The sequence below is a fragment of the Plantactinospora sp. WMMC1484 genome (genome assembly GCF_049315195.1).
Lineage (GTDB): Bacteria > Actinomycetota > Actinomycetes > Mycobacteriales > Micromonosporaceae > Plantactinospora.
Map to the genome: position 1 here is coordinate 281,341 of NZ_CP186055.1, position 15,413 is coordinate 296,753.

General features: G+C 74.2%; 11 protein-coding genes. 5 read left to right on the top strand and 6 right to left on the bottom strand.

What is annotated here, in order from left to right:
- Positions 1-64: 64 nt before the first annotated feature.
- Positions 65-2,092 carry a sensor histidine kinase gene (locus tag ACN28C_RS01250; RefSeq protein ID WP_422771784.1) on the bottom strand — a complete coding sequence of 676 codons (2,028 nt, stop codon included), beginning with the start codon at positions 2,090-2,092 and terminating at the stop codon, positions 65-67.
- Between the two features lie 131 nt (positions 2,093-2,223).
- Between ACN28C_RS01250 and ACN28C_RS01255 the strand changes: the two genes are divergently transcribed.
- Complete coding sequence (locus ACN28C_RS01255) at positions 2,224-2,949, top strand: ABC transporter ATP-binding protein (RefSeq protein ID WP_422771785.1); 726 nt, start codon at positions 2,224-2,226, stop codon at positions 2,947-2,949.
- A gap of 32 nt (positions 2,950-2,981) precedes the next feature.
- Positions 2,982-3,797: an ABC transporter permease gene (locus ACN28C_RS01260; protein WP_422771786.1), complete on the top strand. Its 816-nt coding sequence runs from the start codon at positions 2,982-2,984 to the stop codon at positions 3,795-3,797.
- A 207-nt stretch (positions 3,798-4,004) separates the two neighbouring features.
- Here the strand turns inward: ACN28C_RS01260 and ACN28C_RS01265 are convergent, their stop codons facing one another.
- Together ACN28C_RS01265 and ACN28C_RS01270 are read right to left on the bottom strand one after the other, a co-directional pair.
- On the bottom strand, positions 4,005-4,763 hold the full coding sequence (locus tag ACN28C_RS01265) for an SCO6745 family protein (protein WP_422771787.1): 759 nt from the start codon (positions 4,761-4,763) through the stop codon (positions 4,005-4,007).
- 246 nt (positions 4,764-5,009) lie between these two features.
- Positions 5,010-6,050 carry a hypothetical protein gene (locus ACN28C_RS01270; RefSeq protein WP_422771788.1) on the bottom strand — a complete coding sequence of 347 codons (1,041 nt, stop codon included), beginning with the start codon at positions 6,048-6,050 and terminating at the stop codon, positions 5,010-5,012.
- A gap of 140 nt (positions 6,051-6,190) precedes the next feature.
- On the opposite strand from ACN28C_RS01270, the gene ACN28C_RS01275 reads away from it, so the two are divergent.
- The gene (locus tag ACN28C_RS01275) at positions 6,191-7,195 is read left to right on the top strand and encodes a DUF4349 domain-containing protein (RefSeq protein ID WP_422771789.1); all 1,005 of its coding nucleotides are present in this window, start codon (positions 6,191-6,193) and stop codon (positions 7,193-7,195) included.
- Positions 7,196-7,346: 151 nt separating this feature from the next.
- Here the strand turns inward: ACN28C_RS01275 and ACN28C_RS01280 are convergent, their stop codons facing one another.
- Positions 7,347-8,600, bottom strand: a complete 1,254-nt coding sequence (locus ACN28C_RS01280; RefSeq protein ID WP_422771790.1) for an amidohydrolase — start codon at positions 8,598-8,600, stop codon at positions 7,347-7,349.
- Positions 8,601-9,091: 491 nt separating this feature from the next.
- Positions 9,092-10,675 carry an acyl-CoA mutase large subunit family protein gene (locus ACN28C_RS01285; RefSeq protein WP_422771791.1) on the bottom strand — a complete coding sequence of 528 codons (1,584 nt, stop codon included), beginning with the start codon at positions 10,673-10,675 and terminating at the stop codon, positions 9,092-9,094.
- Positions 10,676-10,908: 233 nt separating this feature from the next.
- On the opposite strand from ACN28C_RS01285, the gene ACN28C_RS01290 reads away from it, so the two are divergent.
- Both ACN28C_RS01290 and ACN28C_RS01295 read left to right on the top strand, forming a co-directional pair.
- Complete coding sequence (locus tag ACN28C_RS01290) at positions 10,909-12,849, top strand: protein kinase domain-containing protein (RefSeq protein WP_422771792.1); 1,941 nt, start codon at positions 10,909-10,911, stop codon at positions 12,847-12,849.
- Positions 12,850-12,952: 103 nt separating this feature from the next.
- Complete coding sequence (locus ACN28C_RS01295) at positions 12,953-14,653, top strand: phospho-sugar mutase (protein ID WP_422771793.1); 1,701 nt, start codon at positions 12,953-12,955, stop codon at positions 14,651-14,653.
- Positions 14,654-14,677: 24 nt separating this feature from the next.
- Here the strand turns inward: ACN28C_RS01295 and ACN28C_RS01300 are convergent, their stop codons facing one another.
- Positions 14,678-15,355, bottom strand: coding sequence for a GOLPH3/VPS74 family protein (locus tag ACN28C_RS01300; protein ID WP_422771794.1), 678 nt, complete (start codon positions 15,353-15,355; stop codon positions 14,678-14,680).
- Between the last annotated feature and the right edge of the window lie 58 nt (positions 15,356-15,413).

The window sequence follows — 15,413 nt, forward strand, 5'->3', positions numbered from 1 at the left end:
TGCCAGGTCGCACGAGCGGGCCGGGAAGCCCTGCCAGGTCGCACGAGCGGGCCGGGAAGCCCTGCTAGGCCGGCGGCGGGCAGGGGATCTCCACCGTCACCAGGGTCGGGCCACCGACCGGACTGCGCACCGCGAGTACGCCGTCGAAGGCGCCCAGCCGACGCCGTACGCCGCGCAGCCCGCTGCCCCGCTCCGGATCGGCGCCGCCCCGGCCGTCGTCGAGGACGGTGATCCGCAACACCTCACCGGTGTGCGTGACGTCGATCTCGACCGTGCCGGCTCCGGCGTGCCGGACGGCGTTCGCCAGCGCCTCCAGCACGCAGAAGTACGCCGCCGACTCCACCGGCGGGTCGAGCCGGCCGGAAAGCTGCCCGGTGACGCGTACCGGGAGCGGGCTGTCCAGCGCCACCGCCCGCAGCGCGTCCGGCAGGCCCCGCTCGGCGAGCACCGGTGGATGGATGCCACGGACCAGGTCGCGCAGCTCGGTCAGGGCGGTCGCCGAGGCCTGCCGGGCCTGCGCCACCAACGCCCGCGCGGCGGTCGGGTCCTCCTCGATCAGCCGCTCGATCCCGGCCAGGCTGAGCCCGACCGCGACCAGCCGGGCCTGCGCACCGTCGTGCAGGTCCCGCTCGATCCGGCGCAGTTCGGCCGCCTGGGTGTCGACGGCGTCGGCCCGGGTCTCGGTCAGGCGGCGTACCCGCAGCGCCAGCTCGGCCGAGCTGGTGGGCGCGAGCAGCAGCCGGTCGTACCGCAGGCGCAGCCGGAGCAGGCCCGGGGCGAGCAGCATGCCGGCACCGGCCAGCGCCAGGCCGAGCGGCGCACTGACCCAGCCGGGTATCCCGGCGAGGCCGGGCACCAGGTAGGTGACGCCGTACCAGACGTACCAGGGCGTGACCCACTCCCCGGCGAAGAGGCCGAGCGGCACTCCCCAGGGCACCCACCAGAGTGGCTGCGCCACCAGTCCGAAGAGGCCCACCGAGATCAGCGCGGCCGGCACCAGCCCGAGCAGTCCGGGCACCGGGTTGGTCGCCATCCAGAGCTGGTCCCGCCAGAACGCCGGATCGGTGAAGAGCCAGGAGTAGCCCTGGACCCGGACCGCCATCTCCCGGTCGTCGTGGAGGGCCCGGCCGACCCGGTAGCGTCCGTCCTCGTCCGGCCGGGGCGGCTCCGGATACGGCCGGTACGGCTCCCGGATCACCGCCCCGGTCCAGGTGCCGGCGTACCGGCGGTAGCGGCTGACCAGCGGCCGGGTCAGCTTCGACACCTGCGGCGACAGCCCGCCCCAGGCGACGACGAGGGCCGCCAGGTTCAGCAGGAAGCCACCGAGGGCCGCGAAGCCGAGCCCGGTCAGCCCGGCACCGTGCCAGGCCGCCCTCGACCACCGACCGGTCCGGCCGGCCAGTCCGGAGCGGTGCCACCAGGACTGCTCCGGCGGCTGGAGCAGCAGCCGGCTCCACCGGGCGTGCAGCCGCAGCGCCAGGGGTGCGACGAGGAAGCCGAGCGCCAGCAGCACCAGCCCCAGCGGCAGTGCCAGCAGGGGCGACAGGGGCGACAGGGGCGGCAGCGCCAGCAGGGGTGGCAGCGCCAGCAGGGGTGGCAGCGCCAGCAGGGGCGGTGGCTCCCCGAGCCCGGGAAGCGTGCCGCCGGTCAGCCCGAGGGCACCGAGCCAGAGGCCGGTGCCGGCCAGGACCGGCGGGACCAGGGTGGCGAAACCGCCGGTGAAGGGCGTCAGATGCAGCCAGCTCCACTCGCGGAGCAGCGCCGGGTCCTCGCCGCGCCAGGTCAGCTCGCTCAGGTACGCCGGCAGCCGCGGCGAGCGGTAGAGCTGGTTGTCGTGCACGTACCATCCGTCTGCCCGGCGCTGCGGCACCGGCGGTCCCGGGCGGCCCGCCTCCGGCACCGGGATGCCGCCCCACTCCCCGGCCAGCCGCCGGCCGAGATCGGCCAGCCGCTTGGCGCCCCGGGCCGCCGGCAGGTACGGCACCACCAGGGTGGCCGCCACGACGAGTAGCACGGACATCGCCAGGCCGACCAGGCCCAGCCCGGTCTGGGCGAGGCTGCGGACGAACGCGAGGCCGTACCGGCGCGACATGCCTCCAGTCTGGCCGTAGGGCGGGCGGCGCGGACTGCCGCCAGACACCGCGCCGGGGTGTGGTTTCCTGCACCCCCGCCGGGCAGGTGGACGCATTCCGGGTGACCCACACGCTTCCTAGCGTTTGTCCCATGCCAGTCATCGAGGTCAGCAACCTGCGGAAGCGGTACGGCGACCAGGTCGCCGTCCACGACGTCTCCTTCGAGGTACGTCCCGGAGAGATCTTCGGGATAGTCGGGCCCAACGGCTCCGGCAAGACCACCACCGTCGAGTGCCTGACCGGGCTGCGCCGAGCCGACGGCGGGACGGTCCGCGTCCTCGGCCTGGATCCGGCCCGGGAGCGCGCCGAGCTACGCCACCAGGTCGGCATCCAGCTACAGGAGAGCCACCTGCCGGACCGGCTCAAGGTCTGGGAGGCACTCGACCTGTACAGCTCGTTCTACGCCGAGCCGGCGGACTGGCGTGCGCTGATGGACGAGCTGGGGCTGACCGCGAAGCGGAACACCGCCTTCGCCAAGCTCTCCGGCGGGCAGAAGCAGCGGCTCTCGGTCGCGCTCGCCCTGGTCGGCAACCCGCGGATCGCGGTACTCGACGAGCTGACCACCGGACTGGACCCGCAGGCCCGCCGGGACGCCTGGCAGCTTGTCCGGGACGTCCGGGACCGGGGTGTGACCGTCGTGCTGGTCACCCACTTCATGGACGAGGCCGAGCGGCTCTGCGACCGGCTGGCCGTGCTCCGCTCCGGCGAGGTGGTCGCGATCGACACCCCGGCCGAGCTGGTCGCCCGGGCCGACGTGCCCGGTGTCGAGCGGCCCACCCTGGAGGACGCCGTCCTCGCCCTGACCAGCCCCAACTGACCGTCGGCCCTCCCCGAAGGAGCGAGAGAACGATGAACGGCACCGCACCTCCCGAGACCGTCTCCCCCGGCGCCGGCAGCCGGGTGGCCCGGCGCCGCACCGCGGGCCGGAGCACCCGCAAGCTGATCGCCACCGAGGCGAAGCTCTTCGCCCGCGAACCCGTCGGCGCCTTCTTCACGGTGGTCTTTCCGGCCGCCCTGGTGCTGATCCTCGGCAGCGCCATGCCGGGCTTCACCGAACCGAGCGCCGACATCGGTGGCCGCCGGCCGATCGAGTTCTACCTGCCGATCACCCTGGCGCTGGCGATCGGCACCGTGGCCCTGGTCAGCCTGCTGAACACGCTCGCCGCCGACCGCGAGAAGGGCGTCCTGCGCCGGCTCTCCACCACGCCGGCCCCGCCGGCGCGGCTGCTGGTGGCGCAACTGGTGGTGAACGTGACCGCGCTGCTCGTCGGCTGCGGGTTGGCGCTGGTCGCCGCCGGGCTGGCCTTCGGCGTACGGGCCCGACCTGACGTACCGGGACTGCTGGTCGCCTTCGGGCTCGGCTCGGCCTCGATGGTGGCGCTGGCCCTGCTCGTCGCCGCCCTCACCCCGACGAGCCGGGCCGCGATGGGCATCGGCAGCCTGGTCTACTACCCGATGCTCTTCGCCGCCGGGGTCTGGACGCCCGGTCCCCTGATGCCGGACACGGTCCGCCGGGTCGCTGACTTCACCCCGCTCGGCGCCGCCTCACAGGCGCTCCAGGACGCCTGGGGCGGTGACTGGCCGCAACCGCTGCACCTGGCGGTGCTGGTCGGGTCGACCGCGATCCTCGGCGGGCTGGCCGCCAAGCTCTTCCGCTGGTCCTGACCGCAGAGCCGCTCTCGCGACCACCCTTCCGCGTCCCCGGCCGCCATCCGGGCTGGGGACCCGCACCCCGGCCGGCCAGGTCGGCAGGCCCCGCCGGCCCGGGTCGGCCGGCTCGGTCAATCCGGGTCGGCCGGCTCGGTCAATCCGGGTCGGCAGGCCCGCCGGCCCGGGTCGGCCGGCTCGGTCAGTCCGGATCGGCCGGCTCGGTCAATCCGGGTGGGGCGGTGACATCCGCGCCCCGGTCAGCGCGGCCCCGAGCAGGCTGACCAGCTCCACGCGCTCCGCCGCGTCGAGCACCCCGAACGCCTGGGCGACGATCCGGTCGGTGACCGACTCGGCCCACAGCCGCCGCCGCACCAGCGGCCCCACCGGCGGATACGGCGGCGACCAGCCGTACGCGATCGCCCCGGACTCGCCCTCGGGCCCTGCCAGGATGATCTCCATCGCCGTCATGCCGGCGGCGCGGAGCGCCATCAGGCTGGCCCCGGAGTAGTACTCGAAGAGCAGGTGCAGCAGCACCGCCGCGCGGGCGCCCGGGGCGGCGTCCGCCGGCACCGGCATCCCCCGCCAGGCCGCGAAGAGCGGCATCCCGGTGGCGTCGGCCGCCACCACGACCGGCTCGATCAACTCGATCATCCGGCCGACCGGCGGGAACTTGGCCAGATAGTCGATCCCCCAGCGGCAGCACTCGGCCCGGCTGACCTCGGCCACGGCGCTCGGCGTGGCCACCCGGACGGCCATCTCCCAGCCGTCGGAGACCGCCTCGGGCGAGAGGATGCCGATCGCCGCGGCCACGGTCTCGGTCCGGACGTCGCCGAGCACCGCACCGCGACCGGTCACCAGGAACGCCCACCCGGAGATGCCCATCTGACGCGCCCGGCGCAGCGTACGCGGACACTCGATGAACGCGCTGCCCAACTTCAGCACCGTCGGCCTGGCCGCGCCGGCGGCCTGCTCGGGGGTCAACGCCCCGGTCCTCGGGTCCGGATCACGGGTTCCGCTCGCACCACCCGGTCGAGTCTGCCTGGCGGACTCCCTTTTCGGCAGTCCTGACCACCGATCCGGCGCGCCGGAGCCCGGGGCGCCGGAGCCCGGGGCGCCGGAGCCCGGGGCGCCGGAGCCACCGCGCCGCCGGCCGCCCTGCGCGGCCCCGGCCGTGTCGGGCCTGCCGGCACCCCGGCCCCGTCCTTCCCCGGCTCCAGGACGCCCGGCCTACCATGCGCCGTCACCGTCCTGCGCCGTCTCCGACGCCTCGGCTGCGGCCTGCACCTCGCCGAGCCGACGCCGGGCGGCGACCGCTCCCCGCTCGGCGGCCCGCCGGGCCAGCTTCAGCCGGGTGACCTCCTGTTCGGCGGCGGCCCGCCGACGTTCCAGTTCGGCCAGTTCGGACTCGATCGCGGTGAGCTCCGCGACGCCGCCCCGCTCGGCCGTTACGGCCGCTGCCACCTCCGCCTCGGCCCGCTCCTGCCGGCTACGCGCCTCCGTCAATGCCCGCTCCAGGCCGCGGCGGCGCGCGGCCCGGGCCGACTCCTCGGCCCGGGCGGCCGCCCGCTCGGCGGCGGTGGTGTCCGCCGCCCCGGCCGCACCGCTCCGCGTCCCCCCGCCGGTACGCCGACCGGGCGCACCCGCCGGCTCCCGGCCCTCCGCCACGGGCCCACCCTCCGGCTCGACCGGCCCACCCTCCGGCTCGGCCGGTTCGTCGGCGTCCGGCTCGACCGGTTCGTCGGCGTCCGGGCCGCCGACGATCAGGCGCAACTGTGGCCGGGGCACCTCACCGAAGCCGGCGTAGCTGGCCGCCCGGACCAGCCGGCCGGAACGGGCCTGCTCCGCAACCTCCACGTCGGCCAGTGCCGCGTTCAACGTCGCCTCGACCTCGGCCAGCGGCAGCTTCCCCGCGGTCAGCCGGAGATCGGCCTCCAGGCCGAGCGCCCGGGCCTGACCGACCAGCGCGGCCACCACGTGACGCCGCCGGGTGGAGAGTTCCCGCAGCCGGGCGCCTCGCAACTCCCGCTGCGCGGTGCGGAGTGCGGTGGAGAGTTCGACCAGCTCGGCCATCAGCTCCGGCCGGCGCAGGGCCAGCAGGTTCACCAGCCAGGCGGCCACCGTCGGCTTGCGCAGCCCGGCGATCTCCCGTGCGACAGCCGGGTCTCCGGCGGCCCGGGCTGCCGCGACCGCCTCGGCGCGCGCGGCGACGAAACCGTCCGGTGGAGCGGCATAGAGCCGCTCGACGAGATCACGGGAGAGGCCGGCCATGGCCGCATCCGGTCAGTCCCATCGAGACTCCTCGGTCACCGAATCGTGATGTCCTGCGCGCAGTCTGCCGGAACCAGGTCTGCTTCGCGGCGCGTCTGACGGAACACCTCCACACGGGGCAGGGAGGAACGGAGATGACAATGAACGGACGAAGCACCACCACGCCCGGCCCGGCCCACGGCCGCCGCCTGGCCAGGCTGCTCGGCACGGTGGCGCTGGCGGCCGCCCTGCTGCCCGCCGGCTGCGCCGCCGGCGGGGACGACGCCGGCTCGACGTCGGAGGCTCCGGCCGGGGCCGAGCAGGCGCAGCCCGGCGCGGCCGAGGCGCCGGCGGCGGACCGGGCCGAGGTACCGCCGGCCGCAGCCGGCGAGCGGGCAGCGGAGCCGTCGACCGAGTTGGGGGTCGGGCAGCGGGCCATCGTCTACACCGGATCCGTCACGGTCCGGGTGGACGATGTCGAAGCGGCGGCAGCCAGCGCGGTCGGCATCGCGACCGGCGCCGGTGGCTTCCTCGGCGGCGACAACCGGAGCAGTGACGAGTCACGTTCCGAGGCCACGCTCCAGCTACGGGTGCCGGCCGACCGGTTCGGCACCGTGGTGGAGGAGATCGCCCGGCTCGGCGAGCAGCTGCGCCGGGACGTCAAGACCGACGACGTCACCGAGGAGACCCTCGACCTGGATGCCCGGATCGCCACCCAGCAGGCCAGAGTGGAGAGTGGCCGCCGGCTGCTGGCGCAGGCGAAGTCCCTGTCGGACCTGGTGATGCTGGAGAGCGAACTCGCCAAGCGGGAGGCGGACCTCGCCTCGCTGGAGGCGAAGAAGCGGCGGCTCGCCGACCTGACCGCGCTCTCCACCATCACCGCCGTGCTGCTCGGGCCGAACGCCCGCGCACCCGAGGACGACGAGCCGGCGACCGGGTTCCTGGCCGGCCTGGAGGGCGGCTGGACGGCGTTCGTCGCGTCCCTGCGGATCCTGCTGACCGTGCTCGGCGCGCTGCTGCCGTTCGTCGTCGCGATCGGCCTTCCGGTGCTCGGTGGACTCTGGCTGGCCCGCCGGCTGCGTGACCGGTCCTCGCGGCGGCGGGTGCCGGCTCCGTCACCCCAGAGTCCGCCGGTGCCGGCCCAGTCCTCGGCTCCGCCGGACTGAGCCGTCCCCGGGCGGCCGGAGCGGGGCCCGCCGGATCGGACTGCACCCGGGCGGCCGGAGCGGGGCCCGCCGGATCGGACTGCACCCGGGCGGCCGGAGCGGGGCCCGCCGGATCGGACTGCACCCGGGCGGCCGGAGCGGGGTGGCCGGCTCAGCCGGCCATCGCCTTGAGCGCGGTGTGGGCGAGCAGCCGGACGCCGACCCCGATGGCCCGCTCGTCCACATCGAACGTCGCCCGGTGCAGGTCGACGTTGGCCGCCGTCCGTCCCACGCCGAGCCGGGCCAGCGCCCCCGGTACGTGCTCCAGATACCAGGAGAAGTCCTCGCCGCCCATGCTCTGCGGGGTCTCGGCCACCCCGACCGGGCCGGACGTGGCCACCGTCGCCGCGGTCAGCACCTGGATCGCCTCGGCGTCGTTGACCACCGGCGGGCGGCCCCGTAGGTATTCGACGTCCACCGTGGCGCCGGTCGGTGCGATCACGTCCCGCACCACCTGGGCCACGATCTTCGGCGCCTCGTCCCAGGTGTCCCGGTCGAGCACCCGGAGCGTGCCGGCCGCCATCGCCTCGTTCGGGATGACGTTGTACTGGGTGCCGGCCGAAGCCTGCCCGAAAACCAGCAGCAGGCCGCTGTTGGCCGGCACCCGCCGGTTCACCAGCGCCGGCACCTCGGTGACCAGCCGGCCGAGCGCGTCGACCAGGTCCACCGTCAGGTGCGGCCGGGCGGTGTGCCCGCCGGGACCGCTCAGCCGTACGGTGATGTTGTCCGCCGCCGCCGTGATCGGGCCGACCCGCAGGCCGACCCGGCCGACCGGCAGGTTGGGGTCACAGTGCACGGCGAAGATCTGGGTGACGTCGGTCAGTCCACCGGCCTCGATGACCTCCAGCGAGCCGCAGGGCAGGATCTCCTCGGCCGGCTGGAAGATCAGCCGGACCCGGCCGTCCAGCTTGCCCCGCCGGGCGAGCTGGGCGAGCAGCAGCCCCACCCCGAGTACGACGCTGGTGTGCACGTCGTGCCCGCAGGCGTGACAGGCTCCTGCCACGGTGGACCGGTAGGGAACGTCCTTCACGTCGGTCAGCGGCAGTGCGTCGAGATCGGCCCGGAGCGCGATCACCGGCCCGGACGGCCGCCCGTCGATGTCGCAGATCACCCCGTTGCCCTTGGGCAGCAGGCGCGGCCTCAGACCGGCTGCCGACAGCTCCCGGGCCACCAGCGCGGCGGTCTCGAACTCCCGCCCGGAGAGCTCCGGATGGGCGTGCAGGAACCGGCGGGTCGCGATCAGATCGGGCAGCCGGAGGTCGAGCATCCGGTCCAGCCCGGCGGGCAGGGGTTCGGCCCCCGGCGGCGTCTCGGACTCCGACGACGCCGGCAGGCTGCCGGTCGGCAGTTGCAAAGCACTCGTCACGTCGAATTCTCGATCACTGTGAATGGGATGGGACTCGGACAGCCTAGACCGCCGACGGTGACGCTGCGCAACCTCGTTCTGGTGATGATCAGACAGCACAGAGTCACGAAAGCCCTGGTAGGAGCGCTCAGCAACGTACGGAGCGCGACTCATCCCGCCATCAGACCCCGCCATCTGTGCCACACCTCCTACAACGCGTGACGGTTTCGCCGGTCACGATCTCGCTCGGCAGCAACACCGCCCGTCCGATTGTCGAGCTGTCCGGCGTTCCTGGCAGGACGACGGTGCAGCACCACCGGGTGGGGTGGCGGGGGTCCCCAGGGTGGCAGTCGTCGTCAAACGGACTGCGCACAGGCTGTCCGTCACTGCACCCGTCGGACCCGGCTAGCGTCCTGATACCCGCAATCCCACACCCGCACTCCCCGGCCCGGAGTGCAAGGAAGGGCCCCCTCTTATCGCTTTCTGTTGTAGCGGGGGCCCTTCCTTACACCTCAGAAGCGGTCGGTGGGGCGGTGGGTTCCCCAGACCTCGCGCAGGACGCCGCAGACCTCTCCGACGGTGGCCCGGGCCCGCAACGCCTCCTTCATCGGGTAGAGCACGTTCTCCGTACCGAAGGCGGCGGTGCGTAGGTCGGCGAGGGCGCGCTCGACGGCGGCCGCGTCCCGACCGGCGCGCAGCCGGGCCAGCCGGTCGCGCTGGGCAGCCTCGATCGCCGGGTCGACGCGGAGCGGCTCGTACGGCTCCTCCTCGTCGACCGCGAACCGGTTGACCCCGACCACCACCCGGTCACCGGACTCGATCTGCTGCGCCACCCGGTACGCCGAGGTCTCGATCTCGCGCTTCTGGAAGCCCGCCTCGATCGCCTCCACCGCCGAGCCGTACTCGGCGACCCGGTCCAGCAGGGCCCGCGCCCCGGCCTCGATCTCGTCGGTCATCGACTCCACCACGTACGAGCCGGCGAACGGGTCGACAGTGGCGGTCAGGTCGGTCTCGTACGCCAGCACCTGCTGGGTACGCAGCGCCAGCCGGGCCGCCTTCTCGGTGGGCAGCGCGATCGCCTCGTCGAAGCTGTTGGTGTGCAGCGACTGGGTGCCGCCGAGCACCGCGCCGAGCGCCTGCACCGCGACCCTGACCAGGTTCACCTCCGGCTGCTGGGCGGTGAGCTGGACCCCGGCCGTCTGGGTGTGGAAGCGCAGCATCAGCGACTTCGGGTTCACCGCCCCGAACTCGTCGCGCATCAGCCGGGCCCAGATCCGCCGGGCGGCCCGAAACTTGGCCACCTCCTCCAGCAGGGTGGTCCGGGCCACGAAGAAGAACGACAGCCGGGGTGCGAAGTCGTCGACGGCGAGCCCGGCGGCGAGCGCGGCGCGGACGTACTCGACCCCGTTGGCCAGGGTGAAGGCGATCTCCTGCACCGGGGTCGCCCCGGCCTCCGCCATGTGGTAGCCGGAGATCGAGATGGTGTTCCACTTCGGCATCTCCTTGCGACAATAGGCGAAGGTGTCGGCCACCAGCCGCAGCGAGGGCTTGGGCGGGAAGATGTAGGTGCCCCGGGCGATGTACTCCTTGAGGATGTCGTTCTGGATGGTCCCGTTCAACGCCGAACCGGCCACTCCGGACTCCTCGGCCACGAGCTGGTAGAGCAGCAGCAGCACCGAGCCGGGCGCGTTGATGGTCATCGAGGTGGAGACCCTGTCCAGCGGGATGCCGGCGAAGAGGGTCCGCATGTCGTCGACGGAGTCGATCGCCACGCCGACCTTGCCGACCTCGCCGTGCGCGATCGGGTGGTCGGAGTCGTAGCCCATCTGGGTGGGCAGGTCGAAGGCGACGGAGAGCCCCATGGTCCCGGCGGCGAGGAGCTGGTGGTAGCGCGCGTTGGACTCGGTGGCGGTGCCGAAGCCGGCGTACTGGCGCATGGTCCACGGCCGCGAGGTGTACATCGTCGGGTAGACACCCCGGGCGTACGGGAACTCGCCGGGCGCGCCGAGCCGGGCGTCGAGCCCCTCCGGCACGTCGGCGGCGTCGTACACTTCCTTGATCGGGAAACCCGACTCGCTCGACCGACGTTCGCTCATACCGGCATGGTAGAGCCGGTGACCGGCCCCTCTCCGGGGGCCCGGATCGCCGGCACCGGCCGGTGAGCGGCCCAGCACAGTGCGTCGGAGATCCTGAACGGTGCGTGACCTAATCAACACTTAAGGTCGAGTTATCGGGAAGTCCGGCGGTTGTCTTTCCCTTCTGCGGTCGGAACCCGCAATATAGGGGGGTTCTGTCCTGTGCCCCCTCGATTCTCTTCGGTGGCTTTTCTGTGACTCAGATCCCGACGTGGAGTGGCGGACCGGCCAATCCCACCAACGGACGTGCGGCACCCGGCATAACCATCGGCGGTCGGTACTCGTTGCGGGCGGCGGTCGGCCACGGCGGCATGGGCACCGTGTGGCGTGCGGCCGACACCCTGCTCCGCCGCGACGTGGCGGTGAAGGAGGTCGTGCTCCCACCGGGGCTGGCCCCCAGCGACCGCGACGCGATGTACGAACGCACCCTGCGCGAGGCGCGGGCCGCCGCGGCACTCCAGCACCCGGCGGTGGTGCAGGTCTACGACGTGGTCCACGAGGGTGGGCGGCCATGGATCGTGATGGAGCTGCTCGACGCGCGCAGCCTGGCCGACATGGTGATCGAGGACGGCCCACTCGCGCCGCGCGCGGTCGCCAAGATCGGCATCGCGCTGCTCGGCGCGCTCGAGGTGGCGCACGCGATCGGGGTACTGCACCGCGACGTCAAGCCGGCGAACGTGCTGATCTGCTCCGACGGCCGCTGCGTGCTCACCGACTTCGGCGTGGCCCGGATGCCGACCGACGTGCAGCTCACCACCCCCGGCATGGTGCTCGGCTCGCCACACTTCATCTCGCCGGAGCGGGCCATGGGGCAGGACTTCGGCCCGCCCAGCGACCTCTTCTCGCTCGGCGTGACCCTCTACACGGCGGTGGAGGGGCGGCCGCCCTTTGACAAGGGCGACCCGATCGAGACCATGCACGCGGTGGTGGAGGACCCGCCCGCGCCGCCATCCCGGTCCGGCCCGCTGACCCGGGTGCTCCTCGGCCTGCTGGAGAAGGACCCGGCCCGCCGGCTCGACGTGACCGCCTCCCGGACCATGCTGCGCGAGCTGCTGGCCGGCCCGCTGGCCAGCAACGCCGCCGGGCACATGGTCACCGACCCGTACGCGGTGGTGCCCAGCCAGCGGTCACCGTGGCAGCAGCCGGGGGCCACCGCACCGCAGTCACCGGCGGCGGCCCCACCGACCGCCGCCCAGCCGACCCGCGGCACGCGCCCGCAGCCGACGCCGAACGGCGAGATCGGCGGCCGGGCCATGCTCGCCCCGGGCGAGTCCCTGGCCGACCGGATCGCCCGGAACGCCCGCGAGGCCGCCAGCACCAACCGCGCCCCGGCGAACGGCGCCAACCCGCTGGACACCCCGACGGGCGCGATGCCGGGCGCGGCCGGCCGACGCGGCGGGCCGCTCGACATGCCGACCGGGGCGATGGCCGGGGCCGGTGGCCGGGCCGGCACGGTACACACGGCTCGCGGCGGCGGCCTCGGTCGCGGCCTGGCCGGCGCCCGGCAGGCCGGTGACTCGGTGCTGCGGACCGTCAGGGGCTGGCCCCGGAAGACGCAGCTCGCGGTGGCCGGCGGTGTCGCCGCCGCGCTGCTGGTCGGCGTCGTCGCACTCTCGCTCGGCGGCAGTGGTGCCGACCCGGTCAACCCGGCGCCCCAGGCGGCGCCGTCCAGCCCCGCGCCGGTCAAGGCGGCCTTCGCCACCCAGTCGCACAGCGCGAAGGGTGTCTCGGTGAACGTGCCGAAGGGCTGGAAGAAGAGCGGCGGCACCGGGTTCTACACCGACTACACCGATCCGGAGGACAGCGGTCGCCGGGTCCGCATCCTGGTGGAGAAGGGCCGGACCCCGATGAGCTTCATGAAGGTCGCCGAGAGCGGCCTGAAGAAGAACAGCACCTGCAAGAAGCCGTACGAACAGGTGGCCCTGCAGGAGGTCGAGGTCGGCGGCAGGCCCGCCGCCGAGCTGGAGTACACCTGCGGCGAGGGTGCCGACAAGCGGCACGGGGTCTGGCGGGCGATCACCGCCGACGGCAACGCCTACTCCTTCTACCTGACCACTCCCGACGAGCGGTTCGAGGAGAGCAGGCCAATCTTCGACGAGATGGTCAACTCGTTCCGGCTCACCGACGCCGGCTGACACCTCCAGGCTGGTCCCGCTCCCCCGGCCCGTCGCGACAGCCGCGACCCCCCGGCCGGGGCCGGGCTGCGGGCCGGGCCGGTCGACGTGCTATCACAGTCCGATGGCGGCAGAACCTCACCAGTCGGACGACGTACCCGCGGGCGAGCTGGCCGGGCTGCGGGCCCGGGCCCGGGCGTGGCTCGACGACGATCCCGACCCGGCGACCCGGGACGAGCTGCGCGGCGTGCTCGACCGGCTGCCGGCGAGCGCGGCCGAGCTGGCCGACCGGTTCGCCGGCCCGCTCACCTTCGGCACCGCCGGGCTGCGCGGGCCGCTGCGCGCCGGCCCGAACGGAATGAACCTGGCCGTGGTCACCGCGGCGGCAGCCGGCCTGGTCGGCTGGCTCGCCGGCCGCGCCGCGCCCGGCCCGCTGGTGATCGGGTACGACGCCCGGCGCGGCTCGAAGGAGTTTGCCGAGCGGACCGCCCGGGTGGCCACCGGCGCGGGGCGGCCGGCCCTGCTGCTTCCCCGGCCGCTGCCCACCCCGGTGCTGGCGTACGCGGTCCGGGCCCTCGGTGCGGTCGCCGGGGTGATGGTCACCGCCAGCCACAACCCGCCGCAGGACAACGGCTACAAGGTCTACCTCGGCGCCTCCACCGGCGGGCCCCGGGGCGCGGGAGCGCAGATCGTGCCCCCGGTCGACGCCGAGATCTCCACCGCGATCCGGGCGGTCGGGCCGCTGGCGGCCGTGCCGCTCGGCGAGCCCGGCGAGGTGCTCGGCGACGACGTGATCGCGGCGTACGTCCGAGCCACCGCCGGGGTGATCAGGCCGGACGGACCCCGCGACCTGACCATCGCGTACACGCCACTGCACGGGGTGGGCGGCGCCGTGCTCACCTCGGTCTTCAGCCGGGCCGGGTTCGGGGTGCCGGGCATCGTCGCCGAGCAGGCCGAGCCGGACCCGAGCTTTCCCACCGTGCCCTTTCCCAACCCGGAGGAGCCGGGTGCGGTCGACCGGCTGGTGGCGCTGGCCGGAAAGATCGGTGCGGATCTGGCGATCGCGAACGACCCGGACGCCGACCGCTGTGCCGTGGCCATCCCCGACCCGGAGCGCGGCTGGCGGATGCTGCACGGCGACGAGGTGGGCGTGCTCCTGGCCGACCACCTCGTCCGGCAGGGCCGGACCGGGCTCTACGCCACCACGATCGTCTCGTCGTCGCTGCTGCGCGCCCTCTGTCAGGCGCGTGGCCTGCCCTACGGCGAGACCCTGACCGGCTTCAAGTGGATCGTCCGGGCCGAGCCGGAGTCCGGTGTCGCCGAGCTGACGTACGGCTACGAGGAGGCGATCGGCTACTGCGTCGCCCCGGAGCAGGTACGCGACAAGGACGGGATCAGTGCCGCTCTCGTCTTCGCCGAGCTGGCGGCGATGCTGAAGGCCGGCGGGCGAACCGTGGCGGACCGGCTGGACGAGTTGGCCGCCGAGTTCGGCGTGCACCTGACCGACCAGCTCTCGGTCCGGGTCGACGACCTGGCCGAGATCGCGAACGCGATGACCCACCTCCGGACCAGGACCCCAGGCACGCTGCTCGACGAGCCGGTCACGTCGGTGCGGGACCTCGCCCCAGCGGCGGACGTGCTGATCCTGCGCACCCGCTCCGCCCGGGTGGTGGTCCGGCCCTCCGGCACCGAGCCGAAGCTGAAGGCGTACCTGGAGGTGGTGGAGCCGGTCCCCGACGGCGACGTGCCGGCGGCTCGGGAGCGCGCCGCCGCCTCGGTACGCGCGCTGCGTACCGAGACCGCCGCCGCCCTCGGCATCTGGTAGCCGGTGCGGTGGAGGGCGGTCAGGTCAGGTCCGGCTGCCCAACGCGGCGTCGATGGCCCGGGAGAGCGCGGCGATCACCAGCGCCACCGACGGGCGGATGGTGCTCTCCTCCAGGCTGCCGTCGTCGGCGAAGCCCGCACTCCGGGCGATCTCCGTCAGCCGCTTTCGGGCGTCCTCGGCGGCCGGACCGGTCAGCCCGAGGCTGGGCTGCACCCGGATCGCCGCCATCACGGCGGCGAGCGCCGCCGTCCGCTCGTCCGGCACGGCCTCGCCGGTCAGCGCGTCCACCAGCCGGCCCCGGACCTCGGCCTCCACCGAGGGGTCGAGCACCGGGTAGCGGTGGACGTGGATGTAGCCGAGTTCGGTCTCGTCGACGTCGCTGACCACGCCCCGGGCGCAGAGATCGCCCAGGATTCGGTCGCGCAGCCCGTGCCGGAGACGCTGCACCCAGGAGGCCGGCGTGTGTGGGGAGTCCGCCGCGATCCGGGCGAGCACGTCGTCGGCGATCGGGTCGCCGGTCGGGGTGGGGTCGGTGGCCACGATCGATCCGTCGGAGAAGGCGATCCGGCCGGCGAGCGCGAGTTCGACCAGCACTGCGGCGGCCATTCCCAGGTCGAGTCCGATCCGCGACCCGGTCGCCTTGCCGGACTTGTCGTCGTAGCCGAGCAGCAGTAGTTCCTCGGCCAACCCAACACCACTCATGGCCCGAGACGGTAGCCGCTCGGCGCCACCCGCGCATGCGTCCCGGCCGACGTGGTCG

Coding starts and splice junctions, on each gene's coding strand:
- ACN28C_RS01270 (WP_422771788.1), bottom strand. CDS start 6,050: ATGGCCGGCCTCTCCCGTGATCTCGTCGAGCGGCTCTATGCCGCTCCA.
- ACN28C_RS01285 (WP_422771791.1), bottom strand. CDS start 10,675: ATGAGCGAACGTCGGTCGAGCGAGTCGGGTTTCCCGATCAAGGAAGTG.
- ACN28C_RS01260 (WP_422771786.1), top strand. CDS start 2,982: ATGAACGGCACCGCACCTCCCGAGACCGTCTCCCCCGGCGCCGGCAGC.
- ACN28C_RS01255 (WP_422771785.1), top strand. CDS start 2,224: ATGCCAGTCATCGAGGTCAGCAACCTGCGGAAGCGGTACGGCGACCAG.
- ACN28C_RS01300 (WP_422771794.1), bottom strand. CDS start 15,355: ATGAGTGGTGTTGGGTTGGCCGAGGAACTACTGCTGCTCGGCTACGAC.
- ACN28C_RS01275 (WP_422771789.1), top strand. CDS start 6,191: ATGAACGGACGAAGCACCACCACGCCCGGCCCGGCCCACGGCCGCCGC.
- ACN28C_RS01295 (WP_422771793.1), top strand. CDS start 12,953: ATGGCGGCAGAACCTCACCAGTCGGACGACGTACCCGCGGGCGAGCTG.
- ACN28C_RS01250 (WP_422771784.1), bottom strand. CDS start 2,092: ATGTCGCGCCGGTACGGCCTCGCGTTCGTCCGCAGCCTCGCCCAGACC.